We start from the raw sequence: 10,592 nt of genomic DNA, 5'->3' as shown, positions 1-10,592 counted from the left end.
CCCACAGGATCGCGTCACACCGCCAACTCTCGCTCAGACTGGGCATTGTAGGAGCCGGCTTGCCGGCGATGGCGCCGGCAAGGCCGCCAGAAGCTTCGCGGGCAAGCTCCGCTCCCACAGGATCGCGTCACACCGCCAACTCTCGTTCAGACTGGGTATTGCAGGAGCCGGCAAGCCGGCTCCTGCAATTGACCGCGTTGGCCGCAGTAGCGAGTCCAGGGGCAAAACGCGGGCTATCGCGCCGAAATGCCGACCTCAGGCGCCATCGCGATAACGCGCCGCCGGCAGGACCTGCATGTAGTTCGGCAACATCGCCAGGCGAGCGGCTTCCAGGGCTTGCCATTGGCCTTCATCGGGCAGCGGTGGAATGGTCACGGTTTCACGGCGATCAAAACCCACCAGCGCCGCGTCCACCAGGTCATCGACTTCCATGACCGCCGGCAGATCCTCGATCCGCTTGCCCGAGCGTTCCCAGATTTCGGTGCGGGTGGCGGCCGGCAGGACGGCCTGCACATACAAGCCCTTGGCACCGAGCTCGATATTCAGCCCTTGGCTGAAGAACAGCACAAAGGATTTGGTCGCCCCATAGACCGTCATCTGCAGTTCCGGCGCCAGGCCCACCACCGAGGCGACGTTGATGATCGACCCCGTGCCGGCCTGGACCAGGCGTGGCGTGATTGCACTGGTCAGACGGGCCAGGGCGGTGATGTTCAGGTTGATGACCTGGCTCACCGCATCCGCTGTCTGTTCCAGGAAAGTCCCGGCTCCGGCCATCCCGGCGTTATTGATCAGGATGCCGATAGTCGCATCGTCGCGAACCCGCGACTCGATACGGGCCAGATCGCCCGCGTCGGTCAGGTCGGCCTGGACCACATCCACCGAAACGCCGGTTTCCTGCCGCAGCCGTTCGGCCAGTGTGTCCATGCGGGCCCTGTCCCGAGCCACCAGCACCAGCGCGTGACCGCGCTTGGCAAAACGATCGGCGTAAACAGCGCCGATACCGGTGGAAGCGCCGGTAATCAAAACGGCGGATTTGACTGTCATGACGGTAATCCTCAGCGGAATGATTTATTCATGACGGCTGTCATGTTTAATAAATATGATGGTTGTCATGTATACTGTCAAGCCTATTAGCGGAGGTTTCCAATGAAGGTCAGTCGCGAGCAGGTGGCGGAGAACCGGCGCAATATCCTCGAGGCCGCCGGTCGGCTGTTTCGCGCCAGGGGCTATGAGGCGGTCACCGTGTCGGAGGTGATGAAGGCGGCCGGGCTGACCCATGGTGGCTTCTACGGGTATTTCGCCTCGAAGGACGATCTGGTGGCCCAGTCGCTGGCCCACGTGTTTTCGACGGCGGTGCCGACGGGGGGCGATGTGGCCGGTTATGTCACGCAGTATCTGAGTGCCGCGCACCTGCAGGATTGTGCCGGTGGCTGTCCGATGGCCGGGCTGGCGTCGGAAACCAGCCGCCAGTCCGCCGAGGCACGGGCGCAGATGACCGCGAGCATTCGTCGTCAGCTCGAGCGCTTGAGCCAGGCCATGCCCGGCGTCACGCCTGAGGAAAAGCGCCGCGCCGCCACTGGTAGCTGGGCCGCGATGGTCGGGGCCATGGTGCTGGCGCGGGTTTGTGATGATCCGCGGTTGGCCGATGAGGTGCTCAGCGACACGCGTGAGTGGCTACTGGCACAGGATTTGAAATCCGCGAACTAGAACCGGTCAGTTGCCGATCACATACAGGCAGATCGACAGCGTTACCAGCGACCCCAGCGTGGAAATCAGGATGGTGCTCGACACCACCGAGGCCTCGCGCTTGTAGTACTCCGCCAGCATAAAGGGTCCGGTACCGGTGGGCAGTGCGCTCAGGAGCAACGCAGAATTGGCCCACAGCGGCGGCAGATGAAACACCTTGAAGGCCAGGAACCAGGTCAGCAGCGGGTGGGCGATCAGCTTGATCAGCACCAGCATCGTCGCGCCCTGGCGTGGGCCTTGTTGTTTGTGGGCGAGGAACAGCCCGAGGGAAACCAGTGCGCAAGGAATGGTCGCGGCGCCCAGCAGGCTGAGAAACCTCTCGAAGGGCGCCGGCAATGGCGTGCCGCCCCAGGCCCAGAACGCGCCGAGCAAGGGTGAAACCACCAGCGGATTTTTCGCCAGGGCCAGCAGTACCTTGAAGACGATCCGGTGTACCTGGCGCTCGGTCTGCAAACCGATCTCGATGCATACCAGGGCCAATCCGAAGAGCACGCAGACCACCAGCAAGGAGGCGATCAACGCCGGCTCCAGGCCATTTTGACCGAGCATCATCACGCACAGCGGAATCCCGATATAGCCGGTGTTGGCGTACGACGCGCTGAGGGCATCGATGCTTGCGTCGGCGAAATGTCCGGCCTTGCGCCAGCGCAGCAACAAGGTCAGGACGAACATCGCCAGGGTACTGAGGGTAAACACCAGGACAAACCCCGGGTGCCAGATCTGCTCCCAGGTCGCCGTCGCCGTGGCCTTGAACAGCAACGCCGGCAGGCACAGCCAGACCACCATGCGGTTGATCTCGGAGGCCGCATTGGGTCCCAGGCGGTTGGTCCGACGACAGAGGAAACCGACCAGGATCAGGGCAAAGATAGGCAGCAGCACGCTTGATACGGAGGACATTATTGACGCCGAAGCCTTGGCGATACGCGGGTGGGGAAGGGTAAAGGCGGAGATCGTTAGCTTGCAATCTTTATTCTTGGGGGCGCGAGCACGATCCCGTGCGTTGCCAGGGTGAGGCGGCGTTGGGGCGCCGCACACCCTGTGGGGTGGCAACCTATTGCGCTTCCCGATCCAGCAACTGGCGCTTGCGTTCGACGCCCCAGCGGTAACCGGACAGGTTGCCGTCGCTGCGCACCACCCGATGACAGGGGATCGCCACGGCGAGGCTGTTGGCGCCGCAGGCCTGGGCCACGGCGCGGAAGGATTTCGGCGCACCGATCATCCGTGCGATGTCGGCATAACTGGCGGTGCTACCCACCGGGATATTGCGCAGAGCCTGCCAGACCCGTTCCTGAAAGGCCGTGCCGCGTAGGTCCAGCGGCAGATCCAGGCCAATGGCGTAGGCCTTGGGTGTGAGACCGGTGACCGCCTTGAATACCCGATGGAAGTGAAAGGGACTCAGACCCAGTTGTTCGGCCAGGGGATTGAGTGAAGGTGGGGTATCGGACGTTTCAATGAGTTGGCAGGCCCGGGTCACCAGGGCCACATGTTGTTCATTGCTCGACGTCTGGTCGGCGGCGGCACGCCGGCTTGGCCGATAACCGGCGGCTTCGGCCTGTTCGGGGGTATCGAAGAACTCGACATTTTCCGGGTTGGGCCGACGCGCGCCACTGCTCGGGCGACAATACACGCCCGTGGTCCTGACACCGTAGACGAAGTCTCGGTCGGCGCTTGCGTCTCGCGCCAGTACCGCTTGCCAGCGGGGATCCTTTTCCACGGGTTTTCCTTGGGATGAGGTATTCATGGTGTTCTCCTGTCGGAAGATTCAGTTCTCGCTCAGCTTATGTGGGCTGCGAGGCAGGAAAACTCCGAGTCTTGCGGTTGAATTGTTCTGGCCGCGACCGACACGCAACGATGCAGTTTCTTCGGCCGAGGGGGGCTGTGTTTCCCAGGCGTGCTCACCTAGGATGTTCCTTCTGTATTTTTGTCAGGAAACATCGCTTATGTCCGCCGATCAGCGTCTCGCCGTGCCCTTGTCCAAAGCCTATCGCTTGCTCAATCACGGCCCTACGGTGCTGGTCAGTGCCGCCCACGACGGCCAGCGCAATATCATGGCGGCCGCCTGGGCCATGCCGCTGGATTTCGAACCGCCGAAGGTCGCGGTGGTGATCGACAAGTCCACCTGGACGCGGCGTCTGCTGGAAGCCTCGGGCACGTTTGTGATCAACGTGCCCTGCGTGGCCCAGGCCGATGTTGTGCAAACCGTTGGCAGCACTTCCGGCCTTGAGCTGAGCCAGAGTCATAGCCGCGACAAGTTCGATGCCTACGGTCTGGAAACTTTCAAGGGCGAGAAGATCGATGCACCGATGCTGGAGGGCTGTGTCGCCTGGCTGGAGTGCCGCTTGCTGGCGGAGCCGCACAACCAGGAACAGTACGATCTGTTCCTGGCCGAAGTCATTTCCGCCCAGGCTGATTCGCGGGTGTTCAGCGAGGGGCGCTGGCATTTTGAGGGACACGATGAGCTGCGTACCTTGCACCACGTCGCCGGCGGACATTTCCTGAAAATCGGCGACGCGGTGGACGGTGAAATCCTGCGTCCCTGACTCAGCGATTGGCCAACAGATGAGCGCCGAACAGCAGGTAGCAGGTCCCGGCAAAGCGGTCCAGGCCTTTGCGGCAGCGGCTATAGAAGGCTGACATCGGCGAGCTGGCAAATACCAGGGCGACGCTGGAATACCAACAGACGGACAGGCTGGTCATGATCGCGACGGCCGTGGCCAGCAGCGGGGCGGGTGGGGAGCTTGGCATGGTCGCGGCGAAGATGGTGGCGACACCCAATGCGCAGACCAGGCCGTGCTTGCGCGAGTTACTGGCGGCGAGTTGGGCCGTGATAAAGAAATTTTATCCTGGCGTGACCGCGGCAACGACCCAGAGCAGGGCGAGGGAGATCAAGGGACCTGCGTATAGGAGGTGTTGGTTTTCCATAAGAGACTGCCCTGTGGGAGCGAAAAGGGAGTAGTAGCGAGAACGTTCCCACAGGATACGTCAGTGTCAGCCCTGAGTGCTCCAACCACCCCCCAAGGTGCTCATCAGGCCGATGCTGGCCTGCAACTGCCGGGTCTGCAGCGCCTGCAATTGTCGCTGTGCCTGCAGCGCCGCAGTCTGCGCCGTCACCACGTCCAGGTAGTTCACCGCCCCGGCCTGGTAGCTGTTCATCGCCAGGGTCTGGGTGTTCTGCGCCGCACTCAGCGCTTGCTGCTCATCCTGGGCCTCACGCTGCAAATCGCGCAGTTGTGCCAGGTTGTCCTCGACTTCGCGCACCGCACGCAAGACCTGGCTGCGGTAATGGGCTGAGGCCTCGTCGAATTCGGCCTTGGCCTGGTGCTCCTGGGCACTGAGGCGGCCGCCGTCGAAAATCGGCAGGTTGACCAGTGGCCCCAGTGCCCAATAGCGATTGCCCGCCGACAGCAGGCTGCCGCTGCCCTGGGTCTGGCCGCCGAGCAAGCCGGTCAGGCTGAAGTCCGGGTACCAGGCGGCCTTGGCCACGCCGATCCCGGCATTGGCGGCAAACACCCGCCGTTCCGCCGCGGCGATATCCGGACGGCGTTGCAGCAGGCCGCTGGGCAGGGCGCCGGGCACCTTGGGAATCGTCAGGATCGCCTGGGTCGTCGGCAACTGGAAGTCACTGGCCGGTTCGCCCACCAGTTCGGCAATCGCATGTTCGGCCAGGTTGCGTTGGCCGTGCACTTCGTCCAGTTGCGCCTGGGCCTCGGCCAGTTGGCTCTGGGCACGGGTCAGGTCGATTTCCGAGGCGATCTGGCCCTGGTAGCGATCGCGGGTCAGTTGCAGGGCCTGGGTGTAGTTATCCAGGGAGCTGGTGAGAATCCGACTCTGGGCGTCCAGGCCATTGAGCTGGATATACAAGGTCGCCAGCTGCTGTTGCAGGCTCAGGCGCGCCACGGCCAGGTCGTCGCCGGAAGCCTGGGCCTGGGCATCGCCGGCGGCCACCTGGTTGCGAATCCGTCCCCACAGGTCGAGGTCGAAGTTCAGCGCGAAGCCTGCGGTGTTGCTGTTATACACCGCCGGCTGGGTGCTGCCGCGCAACGGACGATTGTCTGATTGGCGCTGGCGCAGAGGCTGTGCGCTGGCGCTGATCTGCGGGAACAACCCGGCATGCAGTTGGCTCGCATAGGCCTGGGCACCGTCGTAGTGCGCCAGGGCGGCAGCCAGGTCCGGGTTGGCCTTGAGCAGGCGCTGCTGCAGGTCGTTGAGGTGCGAGTCCTGGAACAGCGACCACCATTGCTCTGACAGCTTGTCACCCGGTTGTGCCAGGTGCCAGGGGCCGTCGCTGGTCTGCTCGCGGTAATGCTCCGGCAACTCGAGTTGCGGCGGCTTGTAGGTCGGCGCCAGGGAGCAGCCCTGCAAGGTCGCGATCAAGAGCCAGGCGCTGCGCTTAAGCCTTGGGGACATGTTGGCCTCCGGCGTCGGCGAGTTTCACCGGGTCGCCTTCACGCAGGGCGTCCGGCGGATTGTCGATCACGGTATCGGCGGGTTTCAGGCCCTGGTCGATGACCAGGCGCTCACCCAGGTCCAGGCCGATATGGATATCGCGCAGGTGTACATGGGACTGGGCGTCCAGCACGGCCACCTGGGTACCTTGGGCGCGGAAGATCAAGGCGCTGGCGGGAATGCTGACGCCGTGGGTGTCCGCCGGGATCGGCAGCGTGGCCTCGGCATAGTCGCCCGGGAGCAGGACGTTGTCCGGGTTCTCGGCGACGAATTGCGCCAGCAGGGTGCCGGAGCGCGAGTCGACCGCGGTGGAGTTGCCCAGCAGTTTCGCACTGAACTGCTGGCCCGGATGTTCCGGTACCGTCAGTTTTACCTCGAGACCGGGACGGATCACGCTGGCGTAGTTTTGCGGGATCGGCACGTAGAGCCGCAACTGATGGGTGTCGGCGATGTCGAACAGCTCCGGGTCGCTGTCGTTGTCGGCCTTGATCAACTGACCGATATCGGTGTTGCGGGCGGTGATGGTGCCGGCGAACGGCGCGCGGATGGTTTTGTACGCTTCCAGCGCCGACAGTCGTGCGTAGTCGGCGGCCGCGGCTTCGACATTGGCCTTGGCCGCGGCGGCGTTGGAACTTTTTTCATCGGCCTCCTGGCGCGACACCGAATGGGTCTCCACCAGGTTCTGCCAGCGGGTGGCGGTGGTGGCGGCCAGGCGTGCATTGGCCTGTTCCTGCACCAGGTGGGCATGGGCCTGGGCGACTTGCTGGTCGAGGTCCGGGCTGTCGATTTCAGCGAGTATCTGGCCGGCCTTGACCTGGCTGCCGATGTCGGTTTTCCAGTCTTTCAAATAGCCGCTGACCCGCGCATGGATCGGCGCCTTGCTCCAGGCTTCCAGGTGGGCCGGCAGGCGCAGGGTGTCGCCGGCGGCGTTCTGCGCAGGCTTGAAGACGCTGACCATGGGGATGGCGGCGGTTTCGGTCCAGGCGGTCACGGACTTTTCATGGCGGGTTCGCGCGGCAATCCCGTTGGCAACCAGCAGGGCGGCCAGGGTCAGACCGCCGATGCCCATGTAAAGCAGGCGTTTGCCCGAAGGTTTGCGATCAGTCATGGGTGTTTTCTCCAGCTACGGCGCGAATAGGTTGGCGACCATGCACCAGGCTGAACACCACAGGGACGAACAGCAGGGTGGCGGTGGTCGCCAGGATCAGACCGCCGATAACGGCGCGTCCGAGAGGGGCGTTCTGTTCTTCGGAAAGGGCCAGCGGCAACATGCCGATGATCATCGCCAGGGCGGTCATGCAGACCGGGCGGAACCGGGTATAGCCGGCTTCCAGGGCGGCCTTGAGGGCGTCGCCGTGTTCGGCCAGGCGTTCACGGCAGAAGCTCACCACCAGGATCGAGTTGGCGGTGGCCACGCCCATGCAGAGGATGGCCCCGGTCAGGGCCGGTACCGACAGCGAGGTGCCGCTCAGGAATAGCATCCAGACAATCCCGGCCAGCGCCGCGGGCAAGGCGGTGATGATCACGAACGGGTCGACCCAGGACTGGAAGTTGACCACGATCAGCAGGTAGATCAGCACCACGGCGCCCAGCAGGCCGAAGCTCAGGCCACTGAAGGCTTCATGCAGGGCATCGATCTGCCCGTGCAGGCTGACAATCGCGCCCTTGGGCCGCAAGGACGAGGCATCGTCGAGGATCTTCTGGATGTCATGGGCCACCGCGCCGAGGTCGCGGCCTTGCACGCTGGCGTAGATGTCCAGGGTCGGCTGGATATTATAGTGGGTGATCACCGCCGGGCTCTGCACCCGATTGATGGTTGCCAGGCCGCCGAGGATCTGCGACTGGCCATTGCTGCCGGTGACCGGGAGCGCTTCCAGTGACGGCAGGCTGTCCAGGCGGTATTGCGGGGTTGCCGCGACCACGCCGTAGGAGACACCGCTAGCCTGGTTGAGCCAGAAGGTTGGAGCCACCTGGGAGCTGCCCGCCAGGGAGGCGACCATGCTGTTGGTGACGTCACGCTCGGTGATGCCCAGGCCCTTGGCGCGCATGCGGTCGACCTTCACTTCCAGCGACGGGTAGCCGACCGATTGCTGGATCCGCAGATCGGCGATCCCCGGTACGTGTTGCAGGCGCCGTTGCAGTTCGAGGGCGAAGACGCGGTTTTCCTCGGCACTGCGTCCGGAGATTTTCACGTCCAGCGGAGCTGGCGCGCCGAAGTTGAGGATCTGGCTGCTGATGTCCGCCGGGAGGAAGGCGAAGTGGCTGCCGGGGAAGCTTTCAGGCAATGCGGTACGGAGCTTTTTCACGTAGTCGGCGGTGGGCTGGTGATCGGCCTTGAGGGTGACCTGGATATCGCCGTCCTGCGGGCCGATGGTCCCGCTGCTGCTATAGGCCATGTCGATACCGCTCAACGGAATCCCGATGTTGTCGACGATATTGTTCAGTTCCTCGGCGGGAATCACCTCGCGGATCCGCGCTTCGATACGGTCGAAGGTGGCGGCGCTTTCCTCGATTCGCGTGCCCAGTGGCAGGCGTACGTGCAGGGCCAGGGCTCCGGCGTCGGTGGCGGGGAAGAAGTCTTCGCCCAGGCTCGGCAGCAGGCTGAAGGACGCCAGCACACAGGCCAGGAAACCCAGCAGGAAACGCTTGCGGCAACCCAGCGCGAGTTGCAGCAGACCGTGGTAGACGTCGCGCACCGTGGAGAAGCCGCGCTCAAAGCCCTGCTGGAAATTCAGCATGCCTTGCAGCAGGCGATTGCGTGGCTTGCTGTGTTGTTCACCTTCGTGATGGTTGATGAATTCATCTTCGGGATGATGACCGCTGCCGCCTTCGACCACATGGGGCTTGAGCAGGAACATCGCCAGGGTCGGCACCAGGGTCCGCGAGAGAATGAAGGAGCTGGCCATGGCGAAGATCACCGCCAGGGCCATCGGCCTGAACAGGAAACCGGCGATGCCCTGAAGCATGAACATCGGCACGAACACGATGCAGATACACAGCAGCGAGACGAAGGCCGGGCCGACGATCTGTTTCGCGCCGTCGAGGATCGCGTCGTTGACCGCCTTGCCCTGTTCCAGGTGCCAGTTGATGTTCTCGATGGTCACCGTCGCATCGTCCACCAGGATCCCCACCGCCAGCGCCAGCCCGCCAAGGGTCATGACGTTGAGGGTCTGGCCGCTGGCGGCCAGCAGAGCGATGGCCGAGAGCACCGCCAACGGAATCGAGGCGGTGATGATCAGGGTCGAGCGCCAGCTACCGAGGAACAGCAGGATCATCGCACTGGTCAACAGGGCGGCGATGATACCTTCGCGGGCCACGCTGCCCACCGACTGCTTGACGAATACCGAGGCGTCGCCGAGCAACGAAGTCTTGAGCGCCGGCGGCAGGGTTTCATTGATCAGCGGCAGCATGTTGCGGATGCCGTCGATGATCGACAGGGTGGAGATATTGCCGTTCTTCATCGCCGGCATCAGCACTGCGCGGCGGCCGTCGACCCGTACGATGTTGGTCTGCGGTGGCGAGCCGTCACGCACGTGGGCCACCTGGCCGATGGTGATCAGGGCGCCATCGACGGTCTTGATCGGCAGGTCGTTGAGTTCTTCAATGATTTTCGGGCTGTTGTTCAGCAGCACGGTGTATTCGTAGGGGCCGAGTTTGGCGGTACCCACCGGAATGATCTGGTTCTGTGCGGCCAGGGCGTTGCCCACGTCCTGCGCCGAGAGGCCCTTGGCGGCCAGCGCTTGCGGGTCGAGGTCGAGGGTGATCTGGCGTTGCTTGCCGCCCATCGGGGTGGGGAGCGCGAGGCCCGGCACGGCGGTCAGCGGCAGGCGGATGTTGTTCTGCACCAGGTCGCGGATCTTCGCTTCCGACAATGTCGGGCTGGAAAACGCCATCTGCAGGATCGGTACCGTCGAGGCGCTGTAGTTGAGGATCAGCGGCGGGGTGATCCCCGGCGGCATTTGCTTGAGCACGGTCTGCGAGACTGCGGTCACTTGGGCGTTGGCGGTGCGGATATCGACGCCCGGCTGAAAGAAGATCTTGACGATGCCCATGCCCGGCAGCGATTGCGACTCGATATGTTCGATGTCGTTGACCGTGGAGCTCAGGGAGCGTTCGTAGGTGTAGATCACCCGACCGGCCATGTCTTCGGGAGACAAACCGGTGTATTGCCAGACCACCGCGACTACCGGAATGCCAATATCGGGAAACACATCGGTGGGGGTACGCACGGCCGCCAGCGGCCCGATGATGCAGATGAATATCGCCAACACGATAAACGTGTAGGGCTTGAGCAGTGCGGTCTTTACCAGCCCGAGCATGCCTGAACCTCCGGGGAGTGGAATTGCAAACACCGGCAGTCTTGCGTCTGGAACTTAACGTTTGGCTTTCACCAACATGAA

Annotated in this window: 8 protein-coding genes and 1 pseudogene; 2 read left to right on the top strand and 7 right to left on the bottom strand. The window is 63.5% G+C overall.

The window, feature by feature from the left end; translation table 11 throughout:
* Positions 1 to 255 precede the first annotated feature (255 nt).
* Positions 256 to 1,044, bottom strand: a complete 789-nt coding sequence (locus M5B99_RS05215) for an SDR family NAD(P)-dependent oxidoreductase (protein WP_248802969.1) — start codon at positions 1,042 to 1,044, stop codon at positions 256 to 258.
* Positions 1,045 to 1,146: 102 nt separating this feature from the next.
* Here M5B99_RS05215 and M5B99_RS05210 point away from each other — a divergent pair, with 102 nt between their 5' ends.
* Positions 1,147 to 1,707 (top strand): TetR/AcrR family transcriptional regulator, encoded by a 561-nt coding sequence (locus M5B99_RS05210; protein ID WP_248802968.1) that lies wholly within the window; start codon positions 1,147 to 1,149, stop codon positions 1,705 to 1,707.
* A gap of 6 nt (positions 1,708 to 1,713) precedes the next feature.
* Here the strand turns inward: M5B99_RS05210 and M5B99_RS05205 are convergent, their stop codons facing one another.
* Entirely contained in the window at positions 1,714 to 2,643 is a 930-nt protein-coding gene (locus tag M5B99_RS05205) for an AEC family transporter (RefSeq protein WP_248802967.1), read from the bottom strand.
* Positions 2,644 to 2,797: 154 nt separating this feature from the next.
* Complete coding sequence (locus tag M5B99_RS05200) at positions 2,798 to 3,487, bottom strand: bifunctional transcriptional activator/DNA repair enzyme AdaA (protein WP_248802966.1); 690 nt, start codon at positions 3,485 to 3,487, stop codon at positions 2,798 to 2,800.
* A gap of 199 nt (positions 3,488 to 3,686) precedes the next feature.
* Between M5B99_RS05200 and M5B99_RS05195 the strand changes: the two genes are divergently transcribed.
* A complete protein-coding gene (locus M5B99_RS05195; RefSeq protein WP_248802965.1) occupies positions 3,687 to 4,286 on the top strand; it encodes a flavin reductase family protein in 600 nt (199 codons plus the stop codon).
* 1 nt (position 4,287) lies between these two features.
* Here M5B99_RS05195 and M5B99_RS05190 read toward each other — a convergent pair.
* The 4 genes and pseudogenes from M5B99_RS05190 to M5B99_RS05175 form a co-directional block, all read right to left on the bottom strand.
* Positions 4,288 to 4,668, bottom strand: a pseudogene (locus M5B99_RS05190) (hypothetical protein).
* A 66-nt stretch (positions 4,669 to 4,734) separates the two neighbouring features.
* Positions 4,735 to 6,153 (bottom strand): efflux transporter outer membrane subunit, encoded by a 1,419-nt coding sequence (locus M5B99_RS05185; RefSeq protein ID WP_248802964.1) that lies wholly within the window; start codon positions 6,151 to 6,153, stop codon positions 4,735 to 4,737.
* Positions 6,137 to 7,300, bottom strand: a complete 1,164-nt coding sequence (locus M5B99_RS05180) for an efflux RND transporter periplasmic adaptor subunit (protein ID WP_248802963.1) — start codon at positions 7,298 to 7,300, stop codon at positions 6,137 to 6,139. Before M5B99_RS05180 ends, M5B99_RS05185 begins: the two co-directional genes overlap by 17 nt.
* Positions 7,293 to 10,511, bottom strand: coding sequence for an efflux RND transporter permease subunit (locus M5B99_RS05175; RefSeq protein ID WP_248802962.1), 3,219 nt, complete (start codon positions 10,509 to 10,511; stop codon positions 7,293 to 7,295). The genes M5B99_RS05180 and M5B99_RS05175 overlap by 8 nt, the downstream gene beginning before the upstream one ends.
* Positions 10,512 to 10,592 lie beyond the last annotated feature (81 nt).

The sequence above is a fragment of the Pseudomonas sp. MWU13-2100 genome, assembly GCF_023242365.1.
Lineage (GTDB): Bacteria > Pseudomonadota > Gammaproteobacteria > Pseudomonadales > Pseudomonadaceae > Aquipseudomonas.
This window is presented reverse-complemented; position numbering and strand designations above follow the sequence as displayed.